We start from the raw sequence: 26,936 nt of genomic DNA on the forward strand, positions 1-26,936 counted from the left end.
TTCAGGTCAACGGCGAGCCCGGCCGTCATACTGCCGAACCTCGCCTGCTCCACCGGAAAGAATCCGCTGCGGATTGCGCTCAAGATCGGTGATGGCCCGCTCGATGCGGGTGATGGATGTGCGTGCGTCGCGGACGAGGCCTTCAACTTCACGCAGGCCGGAACCTGAGAATCGGGCCAGGCCGTCGGTAATCGTGCCCATGCGGGCGTTGAGCGTGTCAGCCACCTGTCGGAACGCCTTCAGCGTCTCGCTGGCCTCGGTCATGATGCCGCCAGCCTCGTCGGAGCCGAGCAGGTTGTCGACCTTCTGCAGCACACCGTCGACGCGTTCGGATGCCTGTGCCAGACGGGTAGCAAGCTGCCGCGCATCGGTAATGATAGCGTCGATGTCTTCCGTACGCGCGCTGACCGCCTCGGAGACACGATTGATGTCGTTGGCGGCGTGGTTGATGCTGGTGCTCGCCTGCTCGAAATTGGAGAGAGCGGTGCGCACCGTCGCCGGATCGACACTGTCGATGACGCTGTCCACCTTCGCGAGCGTTTCGCCTGCGGCGGTAGAGAAATCGGCAAACGAAGCAACGGCCGTCTCGACGTCCTTCATGATGCCATCGAGATTGGTCGTGGCATCATCGAGCCGCTTGGTGAATTTCTCGACGTTCTCGACGACCTGCGCCACCTGATTGCGATCAACCGCGCGGATCAGGTCTTCAGCGGCCGCCAGCGTCGAGTCGATGCGCTCGGAGGCGCCAGCCAGGGACTTCGAAAGTGTGGTCACGTTGGCAAGAAACTCATCGATGCCGTCGGCATTGCGGCTGAGGGCTGCCGAGAAATTTTCGACGTTGCGCAGTGTCTCGGTGATCGACGGGCGCGCATCGCCCGCAAGCTGCTCGAGCTCGGCCAGAACCGCGTCGGCGCGCTTAAAGATGTTTTGGGCGCTTTCGAGCAGGTTCGCCACGGCAGACGGATTGGCCGTCAGTTCGGCAATCGCCCCCTGCTCTTCCGCCAGTTCAAGCAGGTTCGGCTCGTTCGGGTTGCCGCCGCGCATTTCGATGTTTGCCTGGCCGGTGAGGCCCGCGAGGCCGACATCAGCCTGCGTTGACTGGGTGATCGGCGTCAGGCGGTCGACCACAGCGTCTGCGATGGCGACGGTCGGATTGTTCACGTCGATGTAGACGCGGCTGACATCGCCGACCTTGACGCCGTTGAACAGCACCATGCTGCCGCGTGCGAGGCCAGAGGCGGAGCCGTGGATGCGAAAGCGCAGTATCACCGTCTCGCCGCGGTCACCGACGCCGGATGTCCAGTAGACGAAAGCGAAAGCCGCAAGAACAGCAACCAGCGTGAAGATGCCGACGATGACGTAGTTAGCGCGAGTTTCCATGCGCCCTTCCTAAGCTTTGTTCTTGCGCGCAGACAGGTCGATGTGCCTGGCTCGCTTGCCGCGGAAATAAGATTTCACCCAGGGGTCCTCGACGGTCATCATGTCCTCGATGGTGCCTTCCATCAGCACCTTCTTGCCGCCCAGCACGGCAATGCGGTCGCAGACGGAAAACAGGCTGTCGAGATCGTGGGTGACCATGTAGACCGTCAGCCCCATCGTGTCGCGCAGCTTCGCCACGAGATCATCGAAGTCAGCCGCGCCGATCGGGTCGAGGCCGGAGGTGGGCTCATCAAGGAAAACAAGGTCCGGATCGAGCGCGAGCGCCCGGGCGAGCGCGGCCCGCTTGATCATGCCGCCCGACAGTTCTGATGGGAATTTGTCGGCCGCGTCGCGTGGCAGGCCGACCAGCTCCAGCTTGAGGAGCGCCAGTTCATCCATCAGCGGCTTCGGCAGGTCGAGATACTCGCGCATCGGCACCTGGATGTTCTCCCGCACGGTTAGTGCCGAAAACAGCGCGCCGTGCTGGAACAGCACGCCGAGGCGCATGTCTATCTGCACCTTTTCCTCGTCGGAGATGGTGTCGAGGTCGTTGCCGAACAGCGTCACCGTACCGCCACGCTTCGGGGTAAGGCCCAGCACCGTGCGCAGCAGGACCGACTTGCCGGTACCGGATGCGCCGACAAAACCCAGAATTTCCCCGCGGTAAACATCGAGCGAAAGCTTGTCGAGTACCAGCTTCTCGCCAAAGCCGACGGTCACGTCGCGCACGGAGAGCACGATTTCCGGTGCCGCGTCAGCGTGGTTTGCCGGAGTGAGGAGAGCTGCCTGCGCCATCAGAAGTCGATCGCCACGTAGAACATTGCAAACAGGCCATCGAGCACGATGACGACGAAGATCGACTTCACCACGGAGGCGGTCACGTGCCGGCCAAGCGACTCCGCACTGCCGCCCACCTTCATGCCTTCGACAGAGGCGATGATGCCGATGATGAGGGCCATGAATGGCGCCTTGATCATCCCCGCAAAGATCGTGGAAAGGTCGACGCTCGCGCGCAGGCGGTCGATGAAGGATTCCGGCGGAATGCCCGAATAGATATCGGCGACCAGCATTGCGCCACTCAGAGATGCCGCATTGGCAACGATGGTGAGGCACGGAACAGCGATCACCAGCGCGACCAGGCGCGGAAAGACGAGGACGCCGATCGGGTTCAGGCCAATGACCTTTAGCGCGTCGATCTCCTCGCGCATCTTCATAGAGCCAATTTCGGCGGTGATCGCACTGCCGGAGCGGCCTGCGATCATGATCGATGTCAGCAACACGCCGAGTTCACGCAAGGTCAGGATGCCGACGAGGTCGACAATGAAGATTTCCGCGCCGAACCAGCGCAGCTGGTAGGCACCCTGCTGCGCGACAATGGCGCCAACGATGGACGAGATCAGGACGACGACCGGAATCGCACCGACACCCATGCGGTCGATCTGGTTGAAGATGGCCGCCGGGTTTACCGCATGGCCGCGGCCGAGCTTCATCTGGGCGCCACGAATGGTCGAGCCGAGGATGTACATGCCGGCGACGAAGTCGTCGAAGGCAGCGACGGTCAGGCGGCCGAGCGTCTCAAGCCAGCGGATGACGATGAAGGGCTGTAGCCGGCGGGAAACTTCGGGGCCATCGTCCAGCGCTTCTCCTACAGCGTCGAGGAGAATCGAAGCTGAAGGACTGGCACCAACGATTTCTACTGGCGCGCCGGCACGGCGCTGTGAATCTGCCAGGCGCTGAATCAGCCAGGCCCCGGCGGTGTCGAGGCCCGTGACTCCGGTCACATCGAGAATCACCTCGCCACGAGGATGGCTTTGTTCCAGTTCGCGCGTGGGCGCGTCGACAAGATGCACGGAACGGGTGTTCCAGACGCCAGAAAGCGCCCAGATCGTACGCCCGCCCTCTTCGCTCACGGCAATCGACGGCCGTCGCGCATCTGCGACCTGGCTCATTGCGGTTGCGTCGCCTGCATCTTTCGTCAACATCGGTCCACTATTAGCGGCTCGTAAATCGCCTGTCACTTTGGCGATGGCCCGGGTGGACGACGTTGACGGGAGTTCTTCATGAAGCGTGACCTTTTTGTCAGAGCCGAGCGGTTTCCGCTCGCGGCAGCCTTTACCATCTCACGTGGCACGAAGACGGAAGCGGCGGTGCTGACCTGCACCATCCGCGACGGCGGAAACGCGGGTCATGGCGAGTGCGTTCCCTATGCCCGTTACGGCGAGACGCTGGAAAACGTCACCGAGCAGATCGAGGCGGCACGAAGCGCCATTGAGAACGGCGCATCACGCGAAGAGATCTTGTCGATCATGAAGCCGGGCGCCGCGCGAAACGCTGTCGACTGCGCGCTATGGGATCTCGAAGCGAAATCCGGGGCCGGCCCGGTCACGGAGCGAATCGGCGTTGCAACTGCGAAGCCGCTCATCACCGCCTACACGATCTCTCTCGGCGAACCGGAACAGATGGGTGCCGCGGCGCGCGAGAACGCACACCGGCCGGTGCTGAAGGTGAAGGTCGGCACCGAAGACGACGTCTCGCGAATTGCAGCGGTCGCAGAAGCAGCGTCGAACGCCCGCATCATCCTTGATGCCAACGAGGGTTGGACGGAAGACAATATCCGCAAGCATCTGCTCGCCGCTGCGCGCTATCGAGTGGCTGTCGTTGAGCAGCCGCTCCCAGCCGGCAGGGACGAGATCCTGCGCAACATCCCGCATCCCGTTCCGGTCTGCGCGGATGAGAGCGTCCACACTGTCGAAGGACTGGAACAGTTGCTCGGCCTCTATGACGCCATCAATATCAAACTCGACAAGACCGGCGGCCTCACGGGGGCGCTGACGCTGCATCAGCGTGCCCGCGAACTTGGCTTCGGCATCATGGTCGGCTGCATGGTCGGCACGTCTCTGGCGATGGCGCCGGCTGTACTGCTAGCGCAGGATGCAGACTTCGTCGATCTCGACGGCCCGCTGCTCCTTGCAAAGGATCGCGAGGAGCCACTTACCTACGAAGGCTCGCTGGTTTATCCGCCCTCGCCTGCTCTGTGGGGCTGAACCGGCCTGCGGTTGTCTACGGCGCGGCAGGTCGCTAGCCTGCGCCCACACAAAGGGAGAATGCAATGGAACTTGGAATTCGTGGGAGGAAGGCCATCGTCTGTGCGTCAAGCCGCGGCCTCGGGTTGGGCTGCGCGACCGCACTGGCGGAGGCCGGATGCGATCTCGTCATGAACGGCCGTAACGCGGAAGTGCTGGCTGCGGCGGCAGCAAAGCTACGCTCGACCTACGGGGTCAACGTCACGGAAGTTCCGGGCGACGTCTCGGACCCGGCAGTGCGCGAGCAGCTGCTAGCGGCGGCGCCTGCAACCGACATTCTCGTCAACAACAACGGCGGCCCGCCCTTCCGCGATTTCCGGGAACTGACCCGCGAAGCCATGCTCGCAGGCGTAAACAACAACATGATCACGCCGATCGAGCTCATCAAGGCGGTTATCGACGGCATGACCGAACGCGGCTTTGGCCGCATCGTCAACATCACGTCCATGTCGGTCTACCAGCCGATCCCTGGTCTCGACCTGTCGTCCGGCGCACGCGCGGGCCTTACCGCTTTCCTTGCGGGCATCGCGCGTACGGTCGCCGACAAGAACGTGACCATCAATCACATCCTGCCGGGAAAATTCGATACTGACCGAATCCGCACCAGCATCGAGTTCTCCGCAAAGAAGGCCGGTACCACGGTCGAGGCTGAGGCTGAACGCCAGGCGAAGGACATCCCAGCGGGACGCCTCGGCACAGCCGAAGAATTCGGCAAGGTCTGCGCCTTCCTGTGCTCTGTGCATGCCGGCTACATCACCGGGCAGAGCATCCGGCTTGACGGCGGCCTGTTCAACAGCTCGTTCTGACAGCTGAACAAGTACAACAGAGTTTCGGAGGAAGACATTGAAACTTATCCGTTTTGGAGAGCGTGGGCAGGAGAAGCCCGGCCTGATTGGCGCTGACGGCAAGCTGCGCGACGCGTCCTCGCTGGTGAGCGACTATTCGCCAGAAACCATTGCGCAGGATCTCGCAGGCAAACTTGCGGGCGTCGACGTCTCCACGTTGCCGGAAGTCCCGGAAGGCGTTCGCCTCGGTTCGCCGGTCTCGCGCGTCGGCCACTTCATCGCCATCGGCCTTAACTACGCCGACCACGCCGCCGAGACCGGTTCGCCGATTCCGTCCGAGCCGATCGTCTTTTCCAAGGCGCCGAGCTGCCTGTCCGGGCCGAATGACGACGTGCTCCTGCCGAAGGGCTCCGAAAAACTCGATTGGGAAGTCGAGCTTGCAGTTGTGATCGGCAAACGGGCCGACAACGTGTCGGAAGCCGATGCGCTGTCGCACGTCCTCGGCTACGCGCTGTGCAACGACGTCTCCGAACGCGCATGGCAGGCCGAGCGCGGCGGGCAGTGGATCAAGGGCAAGAGCGCTCCAACCTTCGGCCCGCTTGGCCCATGGATTGCAACGCCGGACGAGATTGCCGACCCGCAGAATCTCGACATGTTCCTCGACGTGAACGGCGAGCGCTGCCAGACCGGCAACACGCGCACCATGATCTTCTCCGTCGCCCACATCATCTCGTACCTGTCGAGCTTCATGGTGCTTGAGCCGGGCGACGTCATCACCACCGGCACGCCTCCCGGCGTCGGCCTCGGCATGAAGCCGCAGAAGTTCCTGAAAGCCGGTGACGAAATGCGTCTCGGCATTGCCAGCCTTGGCGAGCAGCGCCAGAAGGTCGTTGCCCGATAGAGGCATCTCCGGGCGGCCAGGAGCCGCCCACCCTCGCCTTTAGGGGCGAACGTGATAGAACGCCGACTCGGCGATGAGCTGGGGCTATGAAGACATGAATATCGATAACACAACAAAATCCTCGGACCTCGAAGAAGGCGCGCTGTTCTATCATCGCTATCCCTCGCCCGGAAAACTGGAGATCCAGGCGACGAAGCCGCTGGGCAACCAGCGCGATCTGGCGCTTGCCTATTCGCCCGGCGTTGCTGCGCCCTGCCTTGCGATCCAGGACGATCCATCAGCGGCCGCGCTCTACACGTCGCGTTCAAACCTCGTTGCCGTCATTTCCAACGGCACGGCCGTGCTCGGTCTCGGCAATATCGGCGCGCTGGCTTCGAAGCCGGTTATGGAGGGCAAGGCTGTCCTCTTCAAGAAGTTCGCCGGCATCGACGTGTTCGACATCGAGATGAACACGCCCGACATCGACCAGATGGTTGAGACGGTCGCCGCGCTCGAGCCTACCTTCGGAGGCATCAATCTCGAGGATATCAAGGCGCCGGAATGCTTTGAGATCGAAGAGCGCCTGAAGGCGCGGATGAAAATCCCGGTCTTCCATGACGACCAGCATGGCACCGCGATCATTGTGGCCGCCGCCGTCATCAACGGTCTCGAGCTTGCCGGTAAGAAGATCGAGGAGGTGAAGATCGTCTCCTCGGGCGCTGGTGCCGCGGCGCTCGCCTGCCTCAACCTGCTCGTCTCTCTCGGTGCCAATCGCGACAACATCTGGGTCACCGACCGCCACGGCGTCGCCTATAAAGGCCGCGTCGAAGAGATGGACCGCTGGAAGGATCCGTACGTCAAGGACACCAACGCGCGCACGCTGGAAGACGTCATCGGCGGTGCCGACGTGTTCCTCGGTCTATCGGCCGCGGGCGTCCTCAAGCCCGAATACCTCCAGCACATGGGCGAAAAGCCGCTGATCCTGGCGCTCGCCAACCCAAATCCGGAGATCATGCCGGAGCTGGCGCGTGAGGCGCGTCCGGATGCGATGATCTGTACCGGGCGCTCCGACTACCCGAATCAGGTCAACAACGTCCTGTGCTTCCCCTACATCTTTCGCGGCGCCCTCGATGTGGGCGCAACCGCGATCAACGAGGAGATGAAGATGGCGGCCGTGCGCGCGATTGCAGCGCTGGCCCGCGAAGAGCCTTCGGAAGTCGCCGCTCGCGCCTATTCCGGCGAGACGCCGATCTTCGGCCCGGATTTCCTCATCCCCTCGCCGTTCGACCCGCGCCTCATCCTGCGTATCGCCCCGGCTGTGGCCCGGGCGGCCTGCGAAACGGGCGTCGCTACGCGTCCGATCGAGGATTGGGAAGCCTACACCGACCGCCTGACGCGCTTCGTATTCCGTTCGGGCCTGATCATGAAGCCGATCTTCTCGGCTGCCCGAACGGCACGCAAGGATCGCGTGATCTATGCCGACGGCGAGGACGAGCGCGTGCTGCGCGCGGCCCAGGTTGTGCTGGAAGAAGGCATCGCACGCCCAACGCTGATCGGCCGTCCGAGCGTCATCGACATGCGTCTCAAGCGCTACGGCCTGAAGATCCGCGCCGGGAAGGACTTTGACGTCGTCAATCCGGAAGACGATCCGCGCTACCGCGACTATGTCGATCTGCTGATCCAGGTCGGTGGCCGCCGTGGTGTAACGCCGGAAGCGGCTCGGGCCATGGTGCGTACCAACAACACCGTCATCGCGGCGCTCGCCATGCTGCGTGACGAGGCAGATGCCATGATCTGCGGCCTCGAAGGGCGCTTCGAACGCCACCTGCGCAATGTCGACCTCATTATCGGCCGCCGCGCGGGCGTTGGGCGCCTGTCGGCCCTGTCGATGCTGATCGCGCAGCGCGGCATAACCTTCTACACCGACACCTATGTCGACATCGATCCGAGCGCGCGGCAGATCGCCGAAATGACGATCCTGGCGGCGGAGGAAATCCGGCGCTTCGGCATCGCGCCGAAGGCGGCACTGCTCTCGCACTCCAACTTCGGCTCGCGCGAATCCAAGAGCGCACTGAAGATGCAGGAAGCTGCGGCGCTGCTGCGCGAGCTGGCTCCGGACCTCGAAGCGGACGGTGAAATGCACGGCGACTCCGCAATTTCGCCAGCGCTGCGCCAGAGGATCTACCCGCACTCGACGCTTACCAATGAGGCGAACCTGCTGGTGTTCCCGAATCTCGACGCGGCGAACATCACGCTGACGACCGTGAAGGCAATGACGGACGCGCTGCACGTCGGTCCGATCCTGCTCGGCGCAGCACGCCCCGCGCACATTCTGACGCCGTCGGTGACCTCGCGAGGCGTGGTCAACATGACGGCGCTGGCCGTCGTCCAGGCAAGTTCCTAGCAAGAGCCTTCCGCCTGAACATACGCTTGCTTAACTGCCCCGTGCCATGCTTGCCGCATGGTGTGGGGTGGAAAGCTTGGCAGGTATGTCGGCCTGGCGCAGCGGATTGTTGCCGCTGCGGCCGTTTGCGTTGTGCTTCCGACCGTTTCGGCGGAGGCAAGCGCACGCATGTGCCGGCAGCTTGAGGCGCAGCTCGCCGCCCTGCCCAAGACCGGAAAGGCAGGCTCGACTTCGCAGATCCGCAAATACGACGCCGCGATTGCCCGCCAGCAGGAACAGATCCGCAAGGCTCGGGCGCAGCTGCAGCAGAACAGCTGCACGATCGGGCTGAGCGTCGTTAGCGGTGTTTGCGGCCAGGTGCGCGGCGCGCTGGCGCGCATGGAAAAGAATCTCGCCGACCTGCAGCGTATCCGCGCGAAACTCGGCAGCGGCGGCAGCCAGCAGGAGCGTAATCGCATCCTGCGAGCGCTGCAGTCGAACGACTGCCGTCCGGATACGACCCCGGTATCGGTTCCCAAGCAGTCAAAGGCACCGGAACGCGAACAGCAGGTGCCCGGACCGGCCCAGAGGAAACAGGCAGCCGTTGCGCCGCGCCGACCAACGGGCAATCTGCGCACGATGTGCGTGCGCACCTGCGACGGTTACTATTTTCCGATTTCCTGGTCGGTCTCGGCCGAAGCCTTCAAACGCGACGAATATGTCTGCGCCAGTATGTGCCCCGGTGTCGAAACGGAGCTCTACTATCACCACGTGCCGCATGAAGAGACCGACCGGATGGTCTCGGCCAGGACGGGAATGCCGTACACGCAGATGCACTTTGCCTACCGATACAAGAACCCGGACGTGCGGCCGCCGCAGGGCTGCACCTGCTCCCCACAAGCCGCGGCCGCGGCAGCACGCGGCTACACGATCATCGGCGGAAGCTATGAAGCTAACGGCGTCACGTCCGAGCTAAAGGGTTCGGTGATGGAGTTCGGGCAGCCTGCCTCTGAACCCGAGACCGAGAACGAAGACATCGTGGAAGAGACGCCTCCCGCCGAGCAGGAACTAGTCGAGTCGTCCGGCCCGCCACGTCGCGAGCGTCCAATCAGGGTCGTCGGGCCAGCGTTCCTTCCCGACCCAGAATCGGAAGAAGCTCAGCCAGCTCAGGACCACGGTCCAGCCCTGTAAGGGCAAGGCGCAGCGGCATAAACAGCTGCTTGCCCTTGCGGCCCGTCAGCTCCTTCAACCGGTCGGTCCAGATCTTCCAGGTCATGTTGTCCCACGGCTCGGCCGGCAGATTGTTGAAGGCCGTGGCGAGGAACGCCTTGTCCTGGTCCGAAAACACGACCTTCTCGGGTCCCTCCGTCACGATGCGCCACCAGGCAACGCAGTCGGACAGCCGCTCGATGTTACTGCGCACGGCCATCCAGAATGGCTCGGCCTTTGCGCCGGAAACGCCGAGAGCCGCGAGGCGCTCTTTTACCTCGGCAAAGGGCATTGCGTGCAGCAACGCCTTGTTGAGCGTCTGAAGCTCCGCCGGATCGAATTTTGAGGCCGACTTCGATGTAGCGGTCGGATCGAAACGCTCGGCAAGTTCCTCGAGCGAACGGACGGCCGTGACGGACTCGGACGAGCCAATCAGCACGGCAAGCGAAGCGACAGCCATCGGCTCGATGCCATCTTCGGCAAGGCTTCGAATCGAAAGCGCGCCGGAACGCTTCGACAGCCCCTCGCCGCTGGCCGTCGTGAGAAGATTGTGGTGACCGAACTGCGGCGGTAGCGCGCCGAGCGCGCGGAACAGCGCGATCTGCACACCGGTATTGGCGACGTGGTCGTCACCACGAATGACATGGGTGATGCCAAGTTCGATGTCGTCCACCACCGACGGCAGCGTGTAGGGATACGTCCCGTCCTCGCGCACCAGTACCGGGTCGGACATCGACGACAGGTCGACTGTCTGCGGCCCGCGCACAACATCGTCCCAGACAACCTCGGTACGCTGCGTCTCAAATGGGTTTTCCGCGAAGTTTGGGAGCAGGAAGCGCCAGTGCGGCTTGCGGCCCTCAGCCTCGTAGGCGGCCTTCTGCTCGTCCGTCAGCTTCAGCGCCTCGCGGCCATAGACCGGCGGCAGCTTGCGGGACAGGCGCAGGCGGCGCCGGCGCTCCAGCTCTTCCGCCGTTTCCCAGCAGGGATAGAGGAGCCCCGCTTCCTTCAGCCGCTTCACCGCCGCGTCGTAGGTGTCGAAGCGGGCGGACTGATGCGTGATGATGTCGGGGCGAATGCCCAGCCAGTGCAGATCCTTCTGGATCTGGTCGGCATATTCCTGCTTCGAACGCGCCGCGTCCGTATCGTCGAAGCGAAGGATGAAGCGGCCCTTGTGCTTCAGCGCGAACAGCCAATTGAACAGCGCCGTGCGGGCGTTGCCAATGTGTATGTGGCCGGTCGGCGACGGGGCGAAACGGACGGTTACGGTCATCTCTGGTACTTCTGTAGCGGAAGCGGCAGTGCCGCTCCCGGTGTCAGGTGCGGTCGCGGAACCGGTTGGTGATCGGGTAGCGGCGGTCGCGGCCAAAGTTTTTCTTGGTGATCTTCACGCCGGGAGCCGCCTGCCGGCGCTTGTACTCCGCAACGTACAACAGATGCTCGACGCGATGGACCAGCTCGCGGTCATGCCCGCGCGCGACGATGTCGTCGACCGCCATCTCGCCCTCGACAAGGCATTCGAGGATCTCGTCCAAAACCTCGTAGGGCGGCAGCGAATCCTGGTCCTTCTGGTCCGGGCGGAGTTCCGCTGAAGGCGGCTTGTCGATGATGTTCTGCGGGATGACGATGCCCGACGGCCCGAGGCCGCCCGCCGGCACGTTGGCATTGCGCCAGCGCGACAGGGCGTAGACCTGCATCTTGTAGAGGTCCTTGATCGGGTTGAAGCCGCCGTTCATGTCGCCATAGAGCGTGGCGTAACCGACCGACATCTCGCTCTTGTTGCCGGTGGTGACGACCATCGAGCCGAACTTGTTGGAGATCGCCATCAGGATCGTGCCACGGGCACGGCTCTGCAGGTTCTCCTCGGTAATACCTTCCTCTGTCCCCTCGAAGGTCGCCGCAAGCGCCTTCATGAAGCCGTCGACTGGCTCGAAGATCGGCACGACGTCGTAGCGCACGCCGAGCGCCTTGGCACAGTCCTGCGCGTCCTTAAGAGAGGCGTCGGACGTGTAGCGATAGGGCATCATCACGCAGCGAACGCGGTCCGCGCCAAGCGCATCGACGGCGAGCGCTGCGCAAATCGATGAATCCAGACCGCCGGACAGGCCGAGCACGACGTCCTTGAACCGGTTTTTGTTGACGTAGTCGCGCAGGCCCAGCATGCAGGCGCGATAGTCCGCCTCTTCCGTTTCCGGCGTGCGGACAATGCGGCCCGGCACGCAGCGCCAGCCCTCGCCCGTCCGCTCCCAGCGCGTCAGTTCGCAGCCGGTCTCGAACTCGTCCATCTGGAAGGCGAGCGAATGATCCGCGTTGATGGCAAAGGACGCGCCGTCGAAAACCAGCTCGTCCTGTCCGCCCACCATGTTCGCGTAGAGCATCGGCAGGCCCGTCTCGATCACCTGGCGCAGGACGACCTGGTGGCGCACGTCGAGCTTGCCCCGGTAGTAGGGCGAGCCGTTCGGAACGAGCAGGATTTCCGCCCCGCTCTCTGCTAGCGTCTCGCAGACGCCGAGGTCACCCCAGATGTCCTCGCAGATCGGAAGGGCGATGCGCACGCCGCGGAAGTTGACCGGTCCCGGAACATCCGGTCCAGCCTGGAACACCCGCTTTTCGTCGAACTCGCCATAGTTCGGCAGGTCGATCTTGTAGCGCTCGGCGACCACCTTGCCGCCATCGAGCACCAGCACCGAATTGTGCAGCCCGCTCTTGCGGCGCAGCGGCGTGCCGATAATGACGCCCGGGCCACCATCTGCCGTGTCCGCAGCGAACTCCTCGACTGCACGCTCGCAGGCAAGCGCGAAGGCCGGCTTGATGACGAGGTCTTCCGGTGGATAGCCGGCGATGAAAAGCTCGGTGAACAGAACGAGGTCCGCCCCCTGTGCGGCCGCCTCGGCACGCGCCTTGCGGGCGAGAGCAAGATTGCCGGCGATGTCGCCGACAATCGGGTTCAACTGCGCTACGGCAATGGTCAGACTGTCAGGTGCACTCTTGGTCATGACCAAGCGTGTAGCGCGGCGCTGTCGGCGCGGCAATGGTCCGCCGCATCAGTCACCGGTATAGCGGACAAGTTCCTCCGCCGGAGCGTTCGGGCCGATCGACATGGCGAGGATGCGGGAAAGGTGCGCACGCGACAGGCCGGTTTCGTTCACCCACGCGTTCATCTGCGCCTGGATCTTTGCCAGATCCTTCTTCGAGGTCGGGTTCTCCGCGATGTCGAGGCCGGCATCACGCAGCGCCGCAACCATGTCGCGGGAGAGCACAAAGGTATCCCAGCCGAGCCAGCGCAGCACGTACTGACCGGTGTTGCCGCCAAGCCGGCTGCGCGCCCAATCGCGTAGTGCCAGGCGGCGTCGCGGTTCGGGTCGATCGACACCTGCACGACAGGAATATCTGCGTCAGGGAATGCCAGCTTCAGTGGCGTCCAGGCGCCGTGGTCATAGCCACGCTTTTCAAGCCGGAACGGCGCGAAGCCTGCCTTTTCGAGCATGCCGATGACGCGCTCCGCCAGTTCCGGAGAACCGGGAGCGGGGTAAACCATCTCGTAAAGTTCAGGCGCGAAGCCACCGAAATCATAAATCATTCCCGGCGTCGGGTCGGCAACTACGGCGACGCCCCCGGTCTCGAAATGCGCAGAGACAATTACAATTGCCTTCGGCTTCGGAAGCAGGTGAGAGAGGCCCATCAGATAGGTGCGGGCCGGGCTGTCGTCCGTGACCACGTTAGGCCCACCGTGGGAAATGAAGAGGCTGGGCATTGCAGGCATGTGCGTCTCCTTTGCCTCAATATAGTCCGCGCGCGCGGAGGCGACAGGCCGGAGATCATCTACACTTCGTTCAACTTTGCCGAACGAAGCGCGGCTTCGCGTTCAACAAAAAAGGCGCGGATTGCTCCGCGCCTTCGTGAAATTCTGTGAGACTGCGATCAAAGATTGACCGCCTTCTGCGGCTGGCCAGCCTTGCCTTTCTTGAGCAGGTCGGCAACCAGAAACGCAAGTTCAACCGCTTGGTCCGCATTGAGGCGCGGGTCGCAGTGGGTATGGTAGCGATCGGCCAGTTCGTCGTCACGGATCGCGCGTGCGCCGCCCGTGCATTCGGTGACGTTCTTTCCGGTCATTTCGACGTGGATGCCGCCCGGATGGCTGCCCTCGGCGTGGTGGACGTCGAAGAACGCCTGTACCTCGCGGAGAATCCGCTCGAACGGACGGGTCTTGTAGCCAGCAGCGGTGATCGTGTTGCCGTGCATCGGGTCGCACGACCACACCACCTTGCGGCCTTCCCTCTGCACTGCGCGGATCAGCTTCGGCAGGTGCTCGCCCACCTTGTCCGCACCAAAGCGGGCAATAAGGGTCAGGCGGCCCGGCTCATTCTCCGGGTTCAGCAGGTCGATCAGCTGCAGCAGGCCATCCGGCGTCAGCGACGGACCGCACTTGAGGCCGAGCGGGTTCTTGATGCCGCGGCAGTACTCGACATGGGCGTGGTCTGGCTGGCGGGTGCGGTCGCCGATCCAGATCATGTGGCCGGAGGTCGCGTACCAGTCGCCAGAGGTCGAGTCGACGCGGGTCAGCGCTTCCTCGTAGCCGAGAAGCAGCGCCTCGTGGCTGGTGTAGAAGTCGGTTTCACGCAGCGCCGGATTGCTCTCGGCACTGATGCCGACCGCGCGCATGAACTCGATCGTCTCAGTGATCCGGTTCGCCAGGGCGCCATAGCGCTCTGCCTGCGGGCTGTCGGCAACGAAGCCCAGCATCCACTTGTGCACGTTCTCGAGGTTCGCGTAACCGCCCTGCGCGAAGGCGCGCAGCAGGTTGAGCGTCGCCGCCGACTGGCGGTACGCCATTTCCTGGCGGGTCGGGTCGGGCGTACGCGACTTCTCGTCGAACTCGATGCCGTTGATGATGTCGCCGCGGTAGCTTGGCAGCGACACGTCACCCTTGGTTTCGATGTCCGACGAACGCGGCTTGGCGAACTGACCAGCGATGCGGCCCACCTTCACGACCGGCTGCGCGCCTGCATAGGTGAGGACGACCGCCATCTGCAGAAAGACGCGGAAAAAGTCACGGATATTGTCTGCGCCGTGCTCGGCGAAGCTTTCGGCACAATCGCCGCCCTGCAGAAGGAAGGAGTCGCCATTGGCGACTGCCGCGAGCTGCTTCTTCAGCTTGCGTGCTTCACCTGCAAAGACCAGCGGCGGATAGGTCGAAAGCTGACGCTCCGTCTCGGCGAGCGCCGCAGCGTCCGGAAATGCCGGAACCTGGCTGATCGGCTTGCTTCTCCAAGAACTGGGGGACCATTTAGTAGTCATGTCTGCATCCAATACCGCAATAGGGCATGTCGCGCCCGCGCCAGCCCCGTGTTCATCTCGGGACGCGGCCCCAATACACCAGATGTCGGTTTTCTGCCACCCCTGGCTGACGCAAGGTTCAGCCGACGCGTTCACCATTTCGTACGCGGTATGAAGGCTGGTACATGGTGACCAGTTCTTCCGCGGCGCTCGGGTGGACCGCCATGGTCGCGTCGAAGTCGTCCTTTGTCAGGCGCGCCTTCACGGCGATGCCAAGAAGCTGCGCCATTTCGCCGGCATCGACGCCGAGCACATGCGCGCCAAGAACCCGGCGCGTGCCGGCATCGACCACCAGCTTCATGATCATCTTTTCCTGACGGCCGGAGAGCGTGTGGCGCATTGGACGGAACTCGGCGCGATAGATTTCGAGTTCCTCGTAGGTCTTCGCCGCCTCGTCCTCGCTGAGACCAACCGTGCCGATCTCCGGCTGCGAGAACACCGCCGTCGGGATCGCTTCATGATCCGGAGCGGTTGGCTTGTCCCTGAAAACCGTGTCGACGAAGCACATCGCCTCATGGATCGCCACCGGGGTGAGCTGCACCCGGTTGGTCACGTCGCCGAGGGCGTAGATGCTCTCGACATTGGTGCGCGAGTACTCGTCCACCACGATCTCGCCGACCGGGCCCATCTCGACGCCTGCCTTTTCAAGGCCGAGGCCCTCGGTGTTCGGCGTACGACCGACCGCCAGCATGACGCTTTCCACCACCTTGGATCCGCCGCCCGAAAGCTTGACCTCCAGCATGCCGTCCGAACGCTTTTCGATGCCACTGGAAGTGGTTTGCGTCAGGATGTCGATGCCCTTGTCGACCATTGCCTTGTGCAGCCCACGGCGCAGGTCCATATCGAAGCGGCCGAGGATTTCGAGGCCGCGGTACATCAGCGTCGTCTCGACGCCGAGGCCATGGAAGATGTTGGCGAACTCGACCGCGATGTAACCGCCGCCGGCGATCAGGATCGACTTCGGCAGCTTCTCAAGATTGAACGCCTCGTTGGAGGTGATCGCGTGCTCGCTGCCAGGCAGCGCATGGTGAGGATTGGGCCGGCCGCCGGTCGCAATCAGGATGTAGCGAGCAGTGACGGTGCGACCGTCCTTGACGATACGGACCGTGTTCGGCCCCTCGATCACCGCCCTGCTCTCGATGATCTCGGCGCCCGCGTTTTCCAGCCCGCGCCGGTAGAGACCTTCCAGCCGAGCGATCTCCTTGTCCTTGTTGGAGACAAGCGTCTTCCAGTCGAAACTGGTTTCACCGACGGTCCAGCCGTATCCGGCCGAATCCTCGAAATGCTCGGGGAACTGGGAGGCGTAGACGAAAAGCTTCTTCGGCACACACCCGCGAATGACGCAGGTGCCGCCGAAGCGATATTCCTCGGCGATGGCAACGCGTCTGCCGAGCGAGGCGGAAACGCGCGCGGCCCGCACACCTCCGGAACCGCCGCCGATTACAAACAGATCATAGTCGAAATCGGTCATGTCGGCTCCGGTAGGCTAGGCTTTGTTACTGCTGGGCCGGCTGCTCGCCGCCTTCTGCAGGCTTCGCAGCTTCAAAACGCTGCTGCAGCTCAGTCGCAACCTGCTGGGCGAGGTCGCGGGCAATGCCGTTCTGCCAAATTTCGGCAGCGCGGTAGACTTCGCGCATGACGATGGCGCCGTCGGAGATCAGCTTCTTGCCGGTCTCGGACTGGTAGAAGGTCGCGATCTCGTTGAGCTGCTGCTCGGTGAAGACACGGGCGTAGGCGAGACCAGCCTCGCGCTCGAGGTCGCCGCGGCGGGCGGCCAGTGACAGCGCGGTCTTATCGACGATCTCGATGATGTCGGCCTGCATGTCGGGATTCTTCTGGATCAGTTCGGTCTTCAGTGCCTGCGCGGCCTGCGGCAGGATCACGTCGAACTCGGCGGTCGCCCCCAGCGCTCCGATGGCGGTGCGCGCGGCGGCAAGGTGGCTGTCGGAAATTTCCTGCGCGAAGGCCGGCTGCGCAACGGTCAGCAGCGCCAGCGCTCCTGCGAGCGCGGCCAGACGACGGGAACTTTTGACGATTTTCATGATGGAGGTAACTCCCTTTGTGTTCATGCGACGGCGCGAACCGTTCTCACACCGCGTCCAGCTTCCGCGACGATCGCCGCGTCGGCCAGTCCCAAAAATAGACCATGCTCGACCACACCCGGAATGGCGTGCAGTGCATCGGACAGCGCTCTTGTGTCGGGAATACGGCCAAAAGATGCGTCGATGATCAGATGCCCACCGTCTGTAACAAACGGTTTGCCGTTCGTCATTCGGATTTCGAGGGGACCTTCCAGGCCAAGCTTTGCCGCCGCCTTCGCAATCGCGATCTTCGTGGCACCGAGGCCGAACTCGTTGACCTCGATCGGGAGCGGGAACTTTCCGAGCGTGTCGACCAGCTTAGAGGCGTCGGCGATCACCAGCATCTTCTCCGACGCCGCGGCCACGATCTTCTCGCGCAACAGCGCACCGCCGCCGCCCTTGATCAGGCCGAGCTGCGGGTCGATCTCGTCGGCACCGTCGATGGTCAGATCGAGTTCCGGCGTCTCCTCAAGCGTCGACAGCGGCACGCCGAGTTCGCGGCAGAGGGCTGCCGTGCGCTCGGAGGTCGGCACGCCGATAATGCTGAGGCCTTCCTGAACCTTCACCGCGAGCAGGCGCACGAATTCCTCGGCGGTTGAGCCAGTGCCGATGCCCAAGCGCATGCCGTCTTCGACATGCTCGAGCGCAACGCGAGCTGCTTCGATCTTCAATTGCCTGGCGTCCATGGTCGGCCCCGTAAAACGTCAACTTTGGCCCGGTCCTATCAGCTTTGACGCGTCGGGCAAGTACTAAGGCGGATCAGCGACAGACTTGCTCCACAGTTGCGGGCGGGCTATCGCAAGTCTTGCCGGCAAACGAGGGAATTTCTCCATGACCAAGCCCATCGTCGTCTTTGATCTGGACGGCACCCTGATCGACACAGCTCCCGACCTGCTCGACAGTCTGAACTACTGCCTCGAACTTGCAGGTCTGGCCAGGGCAAAGCCTGAGGAGCTGCGCCGCTTCGTGGGCATGGGCGGCCGGGTGATGATCGAACGCGCCTTCGAATCTCAGAAAATGCCATTGCTCGAAGCCCAGCTCGACGAGCTGCAGGCCGCGTTCCTGAAGCACTATGGCGGCAACATGCCGGGCTTGTCGCGCCCCTATCCCGGTGTCCTCGAGTCCATCGACCGCTTTCATTCGGCGGGCTACATCTGCGCCATCTGCACCAACAAGTACGAGACGCTCGCAACGACGCTGATCGAGCGCCTGGAGCTCACGCATTTGTTCAAGGCGATCGCCGGCGCCGACACTTTCCCCTTCCGCAAGCCGGACCCACGCCATCTCACCGAGACGATCGCAATGGCAGGCGGCGACCCCGCCCGAGCACTGATGGTGGGCGATTCCCGCACGGATATAGACACCGCCAAGGCTGCCGGAACTCCGGTCGTTGCCGTCGACTTCGGCTACACCGACCGGCACGTCAGCGAGTTCGAGCCCTCGAAGGTGATCTCGCACTTTGATGAGCTCACGCTGGAACTCGCCGAGTCCCTGATCAGCCAGACCGTCTCGTAACCGAACTCCCTCGCCCGCTTGCATACGACGATTTCCCGATCGTATGCAGGGACAAGGGGGAGACAAAGGCGCAGGCGAACCCGGTTCGTCTGCTCATTCGTCCGGCAAGCGACGAGGCTTTGCGCCGTCCCGGATCGCGATCCGGTCGGCATGCTCCCCATGCGATTTTCTTGATGGGCGCCAATGTGCGCCGGGGAGCATCTGAATTGACGCGCAATCTTTACGACGCACTTCTTGGCAATCTCGCAAATCCTGACGCACCGCTTCTGAAGGAGGATGGGCGCGCGGTCATGAGCTACGGCGACCTGACCGCGGAATGCTCGCGGCTCGCCGGCGCGCTGGTTAGCGAGGGACTGCAGCCCGGCGACCGTGTTGCGGTTCAGGTCGAGAAATCAGTGCGCGCGCTGGCACTTTATCTTGCGACCGTGAAGGCCGGCGGCATCTTCCTGCCTCTCAACACCGCCTATACGCCCGCCGAGATCGAATACTTCCTCACTGACGCCGAGCCGGCGATCTTCGTCTGCGATCCGGCCAAGCTGGACGCGCTGTCACCGATCGCGGCCAAGGCAGGCGCGAAGGTGCTTACCCTCGACAGCAAGGGCGAAGGAACACTTGCAGACGCCGCCGCCAACGCCCAGCCGCTGGAAACGTCCTCGTCGCGCGGCGGAGACGACATCGCTGCCATCCTCTACACCTCCGGCACCACCGGCCGCTCGAAGGGCGCGATGCTGAGCCACGACAACCTCCTGTCGAACGCAATCACGCTGGTCGACTACTGGCGTTTCGCCGCCTCCGACACGTTGATCCATGCGTTGCCGATCTTCCACACGCACGGCCTGTTCGTTGCTACGAATGTCGTTTTGGCCTCCGGCGCCTCGATGATCTTCCAGCAGAAGTTCGACACAAACCAGATCCTCGCGGCAATGCCGCATGCAACGGTGCTGATGGGCGTGCCGACCTTCTACACCCGGCTTCTTCAGCACGACGGACTGACGCGCGAGGCAACGCAGCACATGCGCCTGTTCGTGTCGGGATCTGCGCCGCTGCTTGCCGAGACGCATCGCGAGTGGGAGGAGCGCACCGGCCATGCCATCCTCGAGCGCTACGGCATGACCGAAACCAACATGAACACGTCGAACCCCTATGACGGAAAGCGCATCGCCGGCACCGTCGGCTTCCCGCTGCCGGGCGTCGAGATCCGCATCACCAATCCCGAAACCGGCGCGCTGCTTGCCACCGGCGAGATCGGCATGATTGAGGTGCGCGGGCCGAACGTGTTCAAGGGCTATTGGCGCATGCCGGAAAAGACGGCAGCCGAGCTGCGCAAGGACGGCTTCTTCATCACCGGCGACCTCGGCAAGATCGACGCTGACGGCTACGTCCACATCGTCGGCCGCGGCAAAGACCTCATCATCACCGGCGGCTACAACGTCTATCCGAAGGAAGTCGAGACCGAGCTCGATTCCCTCCCCGGCGTGTACGAAAGCGCCGTGATCGGCGTGCCGCATCCTGACTTTGGCGAAGGCATCATCGCCGTCGTCGTACCGGAGCTTGGTGCCCAACTCGTCGAAACGGACATCCTCAGGGCGCTGGAACCGCGGCTCGCCGGTTACAAGCGGCCAAAGAAGCTCGTCGTCATGGCCGAACTGCCCCGCAATACGATGGGCAAGGTGCAGAAGAACGTCCTGCGCGATCAGTTCAAGGACTCATTTCGGATCGCCTGAGGCGCAGAATGAATACGCGGGGCGCGTGCTGGTATCGTGCATACTAGGGGAGCATAATTGTATGCGAAGCAGCCCGGCTGCTTTGGGAGGAGAAATAGATGCTGCACCAGACGAAGCCCGAAGAGGCGGGCCCCGCCATCAAGGTCCACAACCCCGTCGGCTACCCGCCGAAGGTTAGCCGCAAGCAGCCCGCCCCGCGCCCGGGCTCGCTCGACGGCAAGGTGCTTTATCTGGTCGACAGCCGGTTCGACGACTCCGTCGAGCTCCTGAAGGAAGTGCAGGCCTGGTTCGCGCGAAACATGCCGTCGGTCGAGGTGCGGCTGCGTCAGATGGCGAGCACCTACTCGAAGGACGATCCAAAGCTCTGGGAAGAGATCAAGGCGGAAGGCCATGCCGCCATCATTGGCGTCGGCCACTGCTCCACCTGCGCGCCAGCCGTCACCACCCACGCCATAACGCTGGAGACCAAGTACGGCGTCCCGGCCGTCGCCATCCACACCGACAAGTTCGACAAGGTCGTGAAATCAGTCGCGAAGATGGGCGGGCTGCCGCAACAGCCGCTGGTATTCGTGCCGCAGCCGGTGATGGGACGCTCGCCTGAGGAATTGCGTGCATACATCGAGGGCCAGGATCCGATCACCGGGCAGCCGGTTATGCAGGAGGTCATCACCGCCCTCACACAAGGCCTCGCCGCGCCAGCCGAGGAGACGCAGTTCGAGCGCACGACGTCCCGCTTCGTCGAACCCGACACCGAAGAGGCGCTGCACGAGTATTTTTTGCGGCAAAACTGGACCGACAAGCTGCCGATCGTGCTGCCGACCGAAAAGCGCGTGCAGGAAATGCTCGCCGCGACCAGCCGCAAGCCGGACGAGGTTGTGGGCCACATGCAGCCGACCACCAATCGCGGGCTGTGGGAATATACGGTGGAGAAGCTCGCCGTGAACGCGGTGATGGCAGGGGCGAAGCCGGAATATTTTCCGGTCATCCTCGCCCTCGCCCATGCCCAGGTCACGGCGCGCGGATCGACCTCGAGCTCCGCGTCGGCGATGGCCGTCGTCAACGGACCGATCCGCCACGAGATCGGCATGAACTGCGGCATCGGCGCGCTTGGCCCTTACAACCATGCCAACGCCACCATCGGCCGCGCCTTTGGCTTGCTGTCCCAGAACTTGCAGGGCGGATCGGTCCCCGGCGAGACGTTCATGGGCTCGCTCGGCAACGGCTACACCTACAACAACCTCACCTTCGCCGAGAACGAGGAGCGCAGCCCGTGGGAGCCGCTGCACGTCCAGAAGGGATTCGACGCAAATGCCAGCACGGTCAGCGTCTTTCACGGCTGCCGGTCGACCACCTTTAGCCTCGGCCTGCGCAAGGAGTACTGGCGCGAGCATGTCCGCGACATGCTGCTCGGAACGGACGCCATCACAGCGCCGGTCCTTGTCCTCGATCCGATATGCGCGCGCCAGTTTGTGGAGCGCGGGGGCTTCGTGAACAAGCAGGACCTCCTCCACTTCATCTACGAGACCGCGCAGATGCCGGCGGGCCGCTTCTGGGATCTGCAGCTCGTCCAGAACTACATCTATCCGCGCGCCACGTTCGGCGAGGAGCCGCTGGCCGCCAAGCTCAAGGCGGACAAGGACGAGCTGATCCACATATTCCAGGAAAAGGACATCAACGTCGTGGTCGTCGGCGGTGAAGCCAACGGCTACTGGCAGATCTATGGGGCGCACTACCGGACAACGGTGTCGGTCGACGAATGGCGCTAGAGATGGACAACGACGTCGTCATCATCGGGGCCGGCGTTGCCGGCCTCAATGCCGCGATCACTGCGGCCCGCCACGGGCTGCAAACGCTGGTGGTCGACAAGCTCGGCGCGGGCGGCCAGGTCATCAATGTCGACCGGATCGAGAATTTTCCCGGCCCTGCTGAAGGTATGGCTGGCTTCGAACTCGGTCCTGCGCTTCAAATTCAGGCCGATGAAGCCGGAGCTATCTTTGCACTCGACACGATCGAGCAGATCGAAAAGATCGACGGCGGATTTCGCGTGCTCGGCGGCGACATCGACGTGACCTCAGCCACCGTCATCGTTGCTGCGGGCTCCTCGCGAAAGAAGCTCGGCGTGCCGGGGGAGGACGAATTCGAGGGACGCGGGGTATCGCACTGCGCATCCTGCGATGGCCCGTTGATGAAAGGCCGTATGGTCTGCGTCGTCGGCGCAGGCGACTCCGCGCTCGACGAGGCGCTGGCGCTTTCCGAGCACGCCGAAAAAGTCAGCATCGTCATGCGCCACCGTCGCCCCACGGCCCGCCATTCCCTCATCGAAGCCTGCAAAGCAGCAGGCAATATCGAGTTCGTGCCCTGCAGCGAGGTCGAACGGATCGACGGTGACGGGTCGGGCGTGTCCTCGATCACGCTGCACGAGATCCCGTCTGGTAAGGTGACGGAGCTGCCCTGCCACGGGTTGTTCGTCTATGTCGGCCTCGACCCGAACGTCGATTTCGTCTCGGGGCTCGTCGATCTCGCCTCGGATGGACGCATCGCCGTCGATTTATCGATGCAGACGTCCATGCCCGGCCTGTTCGCGGCTGGCGATATACGCAGCGAATCCGTTGCACACCTTGCAGCCTCCGCCGGCGACGGCGTGACTGCGGCGATCTCCGCGGTGCGGCACATCCAGGCGCTCAAGGCGGCTGCGGATATTCACATCTAGCAATACTCAGGAACAGCCAGGAATGAACGTCGGGGTCAAGACACCGAAGCCCAGCAAGACCATCGTCCGGGATGCCATCGAGCAGGACATCGTCACAGGCTTCTACGTTCCCGGCAAGCGGCTGGACGAGGCGACGCTCGCGGCCCGCCMTCAGGTATCGCGAACGCCCGTTCGTGAGGCACTCATCCAGCTGAGCACGATGGGGTTGGTGAAGATCGTCCCTAACAGGGGCGCGTTCGTGAACCAACTGACGATCACCGAACTCGTCGAGATGTTCGAGGTGATGGGCGAGCTTGAGGCAATGTGCGCGCGCCTTGCCGCGCGGCGTATCCACACAGAGCAGCTGTTGCGGCTCGGAGAAGCCCAGGAAAACTGCCGGCGGGCGCAGAAGAAGGGCAATTCGGACGACTACTATTACGCCAACGAGCAGTTCCACCAGACGATCTACGAGGCGAGCGGCAACACCTTCCTGTACGAGCAGGCGTGCTCACTGCAGCGGCGGCTGAAACCCTACCGCCGGCTGCAGCTGCGCGTCCCTGGCCGAGTCGCTCGTTCGCTTGCCGAGCATGACGCGGTGCTCGACGCCATCCGCAGCCATGACCCAAAGCGCGCGCACGAGGCAATGCGCCAGCACGTGGTGATCCAGGGCGAGTTCTTCAGCGATTTCCTCGCGGCTATCCGTCCGCTCGAACATCAAATTCCTGCAGGGTGAGACAAGTTCTCAGTCGCTGCCCTTGTCTGGCGCGTTACACGCGTTGATTGATCGCGCCCTTACTTTCAGAGACCTATTGCATGTACGAAATTGTCACGCTGATGCTGCCGATCCTCCTGCTGATCGGCCTTGGCCTCTTCGCGGTCAAGATGAAGATGATCACGCCAGGGCACATTGAGGGCTTAGCTGCCTTCGTGCTCAACTTCGCGCTGCCTGCAGTGCTTCTCTCCGCGCTGGCCCGCCAGGACATCTCAAAATCCTTCAATCTCGGCTACGTGCTTGCGTATGGCGCCGGTTCGCTGGTCACCTTCTTCATCGCGATGGCGGTGCTTCGCTTATGGCTGAGGCGGCCGATGGATCGCGCGACGATGGGGGCATTTGGCGCGTCGATGTCAAACAGCGGCTTCATCGCGTTTCCGGTCACCAGCATAGTCTTCGGTGAGATCGCCCTGCTCGCTATTCCGCTATCGATGCTGATCGAGAACGTGCTGATCATGCCGCTGACCTTCGTGCTGATCGAGTGGGCGAACAGCGGCAAGGAGTCGGCCCTTTCCGTCCTGCGCCAGACCGCCAGTCGCCTGTCGCGCATGCCACTGCTGCTCGCAATCGTCTGCGGCCTTGGCATGGCGCTCCTCGACCTGAGCTTCCCTGCCCCGGTCGTCCGATCGCTCGACATGCTGGCGGCCGCTTCGGCGCCTGCTGCTCTCTTCGTCGTCGGCGGTACAATCGCCAGCCTGCGGCCCGGCGACCTGCAGCTGGACATGGTCCCGATCATCGTCGGCAAGATGCTGTTGCATCCGCTCGCCGTTACCGTCGCGTTCTTCCTCGTTCCCGGTGTTCCGGCTCAGCTTGCCGCCGTCGGCATCGTCATCTCGGCGGTCTCAATGGTCACCATCTACCCGATCCTCAGCCGGCGCGTTGGCATGGAAGGCCTTGCTGCCGCGGCCCTGGTGATCGCGACCGGAATCTGCCTGTTCTCTCTGCCAGTGGTACTGGCACTGGTCGGGCGTTAATCGCCAGACACCTCGAACGAAAATGGGCGGCCAAGCCGCCCATTCTTTTTCCCGCTACCGCTAGAGGTTGAACCAGCTCCAGTCGATGAAGGCCGAGGGTTCGAACGGCGTGTGCAGCATGCGGTGGTAGAGCGCGTAGATCAGCGCAGCCATGGCGGCGGTGTATAGCGTGACTGCGACGAAGCGGTACCTGCCCCAAACAACCAGATAGAGCGCCGTGAAAAGAAGGATCGCCGGCACCTGCCCAAGGATCGGGATCGCAATGATAGCCACCGCGAACGTCAGCAGCGCGGCCAGTTCCTTCTTCTGCTCGTGGAACAGTTCGCCGACCGCGTGCATAACGCCAAGCGAACGTGCACTCAGCGCAGCGGCCTGCTCGGAGTAGAGCTTGCGATCCTTCCACAGCACCGCCAGCGCCAGCGGCACGCCGACCGCGCAGGTCACCATCGGGAACAGGCTCGAAAGGAAGGTCCAGCCGCGGGCCGCATAGAAGCCGTACGCGAACATGACGGCTGCTAGCAGAGCCAGCGCCACCGAGATGTAGATTGAAGCAACTGATTTGCGCGAGGCTTCGATCTCGGTGGTGTTCTCATTCTTCCATACCGAGCGGATCGCGAGGTAACCGACGACCAGCAGCACCAGCACCAGAGCGATGACGGTGGGGCGACTGATGACGTCCACAAAGGTTGAACTCTGGGCGGTGATCGTCAGCGCCTCTTCCATCACCGGGCCGAGCACAAAGCCCAGCAGCAGCGGAGGGCGCGGCCAGCCTGCGACCTTCATCAGATAGCCGACGACGCCGAATAACAGGAAGATCACCAGGGTAGACATGGCCGGAGAGACGAGCCACGCGCCCATGATGAGGAAGGTGATCACCGCCGGAACGATGAGGTGGCCGTCGATATAGGCCGCCTTCGTCACCTGCTTCGACCACGCCATCATCGCCAGCGCGCCGACGATGTTGGCGATGATGATCGCCCAGATCATCGAGAAGGTGATGTCGAGATGGGTAGTCAGCATATCCCGGCCCGGCACGAAGCCGTGGATAGTGAGCGCGCCAAGGAAGATCGCCATGGCGCCGCTGCCGGGAATGCCGAAGGAGATGGTCGGGATGAGCGAGCCGCCGAGCACGGCATTATTGGCCGATTCCGGCGCGATCACGCCGCGAATGTCGCCTTTGCCGAAATTCTCCTTGTCCTTCGACGTCTGCACGACATGGCCGTACGCGAGCCAGTCGACGACGGAGGCACCCAGACCCGGCAGGATGCCTATATAGGTGCCGAGCATCGAGCAGCGCAGCGCGATCCAGCGATGCTTTATCGCCTCGCGCACACCGGCCATGATCGAGTCGCCCTGTGCGCGGGCAACCTCGGCGTTAGTGTCGGCGATCGAAGTGCCGCGACCAGCCAGCGCCATCATCTCCGGGATGCCGAACAGGCCAATGACAACCGGGACCAGTGGCAGTCCATCCAGGAGGAAATCGTAGCCGAACCAGTAGCGCGGCGTAGAACTCGTGACCGGGTAACCCACCTGCGACAACAACAGGCCGACGGCAGCTGCCGCGACGCCCTTGGAAATGGCGTTACCCGACACCGCACCGACCATGAACAAGCCGACAATCGCCAGCACGAAGAATTCAGGCGAACCGAATGCCAGCACCAGCCAGATCAGGATCGGCAAGCTGGCAGCCAACACCAATGCGCCGACAACGCCCCCTGCTGCGGACACGGTGAAAGCCGCACCCAGCGCTGTCTGCGCCAAACCTTTCTTCGCCATGGGGTGGCCATCGAGGATCGTCGCCTGCGCGGCGACCGAGCCCGGAATGCCGAGCATCACCGACGCGATCGTGTCGCTCGTCTGGCCAACGGCGAGGATGCCCAGCAGCATTGCAAGTGCAGCGGCTGGCTCCATGCCAAACGTGAATGGGAGCAGGACGATCATCCCGGTGATGCCGCCCAGCCCCGGAATAATACCAAGAAATAGACCGAAGACGACGCCCGCGAGCAGGTAGAAGACGCTCGGCCATTGAAGAATAAGTCCGAGCCCGGCGACCAGTTCGGCAAACATGAATGCTACCTCAAGCAGAAT

General features: G+C 63.2%; 21 protein-coding genes and 2 pseudogenes. 11 read left to right on the forward strand and 12 right to left on the reverse strand.

All coding sequences use genetic code 11. The features are described from left to right. Positions 1-6: 6 nt before the first annotated feature. The 3 genes from L610_RS17840 to L610_RS17850 are packed head-to-tail and all read right to left on the reverse strand — an operon-like array spanning position 7 to position 3,401. On the reverse strand, positions 7-1,380 hold the full coding sequence (locus L610_RS17840; protein ID WP_144706726.1) for an MlaD family protein: 1,374 nt from the start codon (positions 1,378-1,380) through the stop codon (positions 7-9). A 9-nt stretch (positions 1,381-1,389) separates the two neighbouring features. Continuing rightward, positions 1,390-2,214, reverse strand: coding sequence for an ABC transporter ATP-binding protein (locus L610_RS17845; protein ID WP_024847681.1), 825 nt, complete (start codon positions 2,212-2,214; stop codon positions 1,390-1,392). After that, positions 2,214-3,401, reverse strand: a complete 1,188-nt coding sequence (locus L610_RS17850) for an ABC transporter permease (RefSeq protein WP_144706728.1) — start codon at positions 3,399-3,401, stop codon at positions 2,214-2,216. The genes L610_RS17845 and L610_RS17850 overlap by 1 nt, the downstream gene beginning before the upstream one ends. Positions 3,402-3,479: 78 nt before the next feature. Between L610_RS17850 and dgcA the strand changes: the two genes are divergently transcribed. The 5 genes from dgcA to L610_RS17875 all read left to right on the forward strand — a co-directional run bounded on the left by dgcA (position 3,480) and on the right by L610_RS17875 (position 9,741). After that, a complete protein-coding gene (dgcA, locus tag L610_RS17855; protein ID WP_144706730.1) occupies positions 3,480-4,463 on the forward strand; it encodes an N-acetyl-D-Glu racemase DgcA in 984 nt (327 codons plus the stop codon). 65 nt (positions 4,464-4,528) lie between these two features. Continuing rightward, positions 4,529-5,308 (forward strand): SDR family oxidoreductase, encoded by a 780-nt coding sequence (locus tag L610_RS17860; protein ID WP_024847684.1) that lies wholly within the window; start codon positions 4,529-4,531, stop codon positions 5,306-5,308. Positions 5,309-5,345: 37 nt separating this feature from the next. Continuing rightward, positions 5,346-6,188, forward strand: coding sequence for a fumarylacetoacetate hydrolase family protein (locus tag L610_RS17865; RefSeq protein WP_144706732.1), 843 nt, complete (start codon positions 5,346-5,348; stop codon positions 6,186-6,188). Positions 6,189-6,282: 94 nt separating this feature from the next. Continuing rightward, positions 6,283-8,571 carry an NADP-dependent malic enzyme gene (locus L610_RS17870; RefSeq protein ID WP_144706734.1) on the forward strand — a complete coding sequence of 763 codons (2,289 nt, stop codon included), beginning with the start codon at positions 6,283-6,285 and terminating at the stop codon, positions 8,569-8,571. Positions 8,572-8,739: 168 nt separating this feature from the next. After that, complete coding sequence (locus L610_RS17875; RefSeq protein WP_186441600.1) at positions 8,740-9,741, forward strand: DUF2865 domain-containing protein; 1,002 nt, start codon at positions 8,740-8,742, stop codon at positions 9,739-9,741. Here L610_RS17875 and gltX read toward each other — a convergent pair. The 8 genes and pseudogenes from gltX to rpiA form a co-directional block, all read right to left on the reverse strand. Next, the gene (gltX, locus tag L610_RS17880) at positions 9,659-11,029 is read right to left on the reverse strand and encodes a glutamate--tRNA ligase (protein WP_024847688.1); all 1,371 of its coding nucleotides are present in this window, start codon (positions 11,027-11,029) and stop codon (positions 9,659-9,661) included. The two genes, L610_RS17875 and gltX, sit on opposite strands and share 83 nt — an antisense overlap. 43 nt (positions 11,030-11,072) lie before the next feature. Next, entirely contained in the window at positions 11,073-12,752 is a 1,680-nt protein-coding gene (locus L610_RS17885) for an NAD+ synthase (RefSeq protein WP_144706738.1), read from the reverse strand. Between the two features lie 48 nt (positions 12,753-12,800). After that, positions 12,801-13,076 (reverse strand): annotated as a pseudogene (locus tag L610_RS20645) (DNA-3-methyladenine glycosylase I); the annotation flags it as partial. A 56-nt stretch (positions 13,077-13,132) separates the two neighbouring features. Then, positions 13,133-13,519, reverse strand: a pseudogene (locus L610_RS20650) (class III extradiol ring-cleavage dioxygenase); the annotation flags it as partial. Positions 13,520-13,677: 158 nt separating this feature from the next. After that, complete coding sequence (locus L610_RS17900) at positions 13,678-15,054, reverse strand: class II 3-deoxy-7-phosphoheptulonate synthase (RefSeq protein WP_024847692.1); 1,377 nt, start codon at positions 15,052-15,054, stop codon at positions 13,678-13,680. A 118-nt stretch (positions 15,055-15,172) separates the two neighbouring features. Beyond that, the gene (gor, locus tag L610_RS17905) at positions 15,173-16,564 is read right to left on the reverse strand and encodes a glutathione-disulfide reductase (protein WP_024847693.1); all 1,392 of its coding nucleotides are present in this window, start codon (positions 16,562-16,564) and stop codon (positions 15,173-15,175) included. Between the two features lie 25 nt (positions 16,565-16,589). After that, positions 16,590-17,135, reverse strand: coding sequence for a DUF2059 domain-containing protein (locus L610_RS17910; RefSeq protein ID WP_144706744.1), 546 nt, complete (start codon positions 17,133-17,135; stop codon positions 16,590-16,592). Between the two features lie 23 nt (positions 17,136-17,158). After that, on the reverse strand, positions 17,159-17,860 hold the full coding sequence (gene rpiA / locus L610_RS17915; RefSeq protein ID WP_144706746.1) for a ribose-5-phosphate isomerase RpiA: 702 nt from the start codon (positions 17,858-17,860) through the stop codon (positions 17,159-17,161). 145 nt (positions 17,861-18,005) lie between these two features. Here rpiA and L610_RS17920 point away from each other — a divergent pair, with 145 nt between their 5' ends. The 6 genes from L610_RS17920 to L610_RS17945 all read left to right on the forward strand — a co-directional run bounded on the left by L610_RS17920 (position 18,006) and on the right by L610_RS17945 (position 24,848). Further along, positions 18,006-18,689: a phosphoglycolate phosphatase gene (locus L610_RS17920; protein WP_144706748.1), complete on the forward strand. Its 684-nt coding sequence runs from the start codon at positions 18,006-18,008 to the stop codon at positions 18,687-18,689. 173 nt (positions 18,690-18,862) lie between these two features. Beyond that, the gene (locus L610_RS17925) at positions 18,863-20,413 is read left to right on the forward strand and encodes a malonyl-CoA synthase (RefSeq protein ID WP_144706848.1); all 1,551 of its coding nucleotides are present in this window, start codon (positions 18,863-18,865) and stop codon (positions 20,411-20,413) included. Between the two features lie 98 nt (positions 20,414-20,511). Further along, positions 20,512-22,179: a hypothetical protein gene (locus L610_RS17930; protein ID WP_144706750.1), complete on the forward strand. Its 1,668-nt coding sequence runs from the start codon at positions 20,512-20,514 to the stop codon at positions 22,177-22,179. Positions 22,180-22,181: 2 nt separating this feature from the next. Continuing rightward, the gene (locus tag L610_RS17935) at positions 22,182-23,123 is read left to right on the forward strand and encodes an NAD(P)/FAD-dependent oxidoreductase (RefSeq protein WP_186441602.1); all 942 of its coding nucleotides are present in this window, start codon (positions 22,182-22,184) and stop codon (positions 23,121-23,123) included. 22 nt (positions 23,124-23,145) lie between these two features. Further along, a complete protein-coding gene (locus L610_RS17940; protein WP_144706754.1) occupies positions 23,146-23,835 on the forward strand; it encodes a GntR family transcriptional regulator in 690 nt (229 codons plus the stop codon). 80 nt (positions 23,836-23,915) lie between these two features. After that, the gene (locus L610_RS17945; RefSeq protein WP_024847701.1) at positions 23,916-24,848 is read left to right on the forward strand and encodes an AEC family transporter; all 933 of its coding nucleotides are present in this window, start codon (positions 23,916-23,918) and stop codon (positions 24,846-24,848) included. A gap of 60 nt (positions 24,849-24,908) precedes the next feature. Here L610_RS17945 and L610_RS17950 read toward each other — a convergent pair whose 3' ends face one another. Further along, on the reverse strand, positions 24,909-26,915 hold the full coding sequence (locus L610_RS17950) for a tripartite tricarboxylate transporter permease (protein ID WP_144706756.1): 2,007 nt from the start codon (positions 26,913-26,915) through the stop codon (positions 24,909-24,911). Between the last annotated feature and the right edge of the window lie 21 nt (positions 26,916-26,936).

Source organism: Aminobacter sp. J44, from assembly GCF_007829415.1.
Taxonomy (GTDB): Bacteria; Pseudomonadota; Alphaproteobacteria; order Rhizobiales; family Rhizobiaceae; genus Aerobium.

Coding starts and splice junctions, on each gene's coding strand:
- L610_RS17850 (WP_144706728.1), bottom strand. CDS start 3,401: ATGTTGACGAAAGATGCAGGCGACGCAACCGCAATGAGCCAGGTCGCA.
- L610_RS17870 (WP_144706734.1), top strand. CDS start 6,283: ATGAATATCGATAACACAACAAAATCCTCGGACCTCGAAGAAGGCGCG.
- L610_RS17845 (WP_024847681.1), bottom strand. CDS start 2,214: ATGGCGCAGGCAGCTCTCCTCACTCCGGCAAACCACGCTGACGCGGCA.
- L610_RS17900 (WP_024847692.1), bottom strand. CDS start 15,054: ATGACTACTAAATGGTCCCCCAGTTCTTGGAGAAGCAAGCCGATCAGC.
- L610_RS17930 (WP_144706750.1), top strand. CDS start 20,512: ATGCTGCACCAGACGAAGCCCGAAGAGGCGGGCCCCGCCATCAAGGTC.
- L610_RS17860 (WP_024847684.1), top strand. CDS start 4,529: ATGGAACTTGGAATTCGTGGGAGGAAGGCCATCGTCTGTGCGTCAAGC.
- L610_RS17935 (WP_186441602.1), top strand. CDS start 22,182: ATGGACAACGACGTCGTCATCATCGGGGCCGGCGTTGCCGGCCTCAAT.
- L610_RS17945 (WP_024847701.1), top strand. CDS start 23,916: ATGTACGAAATTGTCACGCTGATGCTGCCGATCCTCCTGCTGATCGGC.
- L610_RS17910 (WP_144706744.1), bottom strand. CDS start 17,135: ATGAAAATCGTCAAAAGTTCCCGTCGTCTGGCCGCGCTCGCAGGAGCG.
- rpiA (WP_144706746.1), bottom strand. CDS start 17,860: ATGGACGCCAGGCAATTGAAGATCGAAGCAGCTCGCGTTGCGCTCGAG.
- L610_RS17920 (WP_144706748.1), top strand. CDS start 18,006: ATGACCAAGCCCATCGTCGTCTTTGATCTGGACGGCACCCTGATCGAC.
- L610_RS17950 (WP_144706756.1), bottom strand. CDS start 26,915: ATGTTTGCCGAACTGGTCGCCGGGCTCGGACTTATTCTTCAATGGCCG.
- gor (WP_024847693.1), bottom strand. CDS start 16,564: ATGACCGATTTCGACTATGATCTGTTTGTAATCGGCGGCGGTTCCGGA.
- L610_RS17885 (WP_144706738.1), bottom strand. CDS start 12,752: ATGACCAAGAGTGCACCTGACAGTCTGACCATTGCCGTAGCGCAGTTG.
- L610_RS17925 (WP_144706848.1), top strand. CDS start 18,863: ATGGGCGCCAATGTGCGCCGGGGAGCATCTGAATTGACGCGCAATCTT.
- L610_RS17840 (WP_144706726.1), bottom strand. CDS start 1,380: ATGGAAACTCGCGCTAACTACGTCATCGTCGGCATCTTCACGCTGGTT.
- L610_RS17875 (WP_186441600.1), top strand. CDS start 8,740: ATGTGCCGGCAGCTTGAGGCGCAGCTCGCCGCCCTGCCCAAGACCGGA.
- dgcA (WP_144706730.1), top strand. CDS start 3,480: ATGAAGCGTGACCTTTTTGTCAGAGCCGAGCGGTTTCCGCTCGCGGCA.
- gltX (WP_024847688.1), bottom strand. CDS start 11,029: ATGACCGTAACCGTCCGTTTCGCCCCGTCGCCGACCGGCCACATACAC.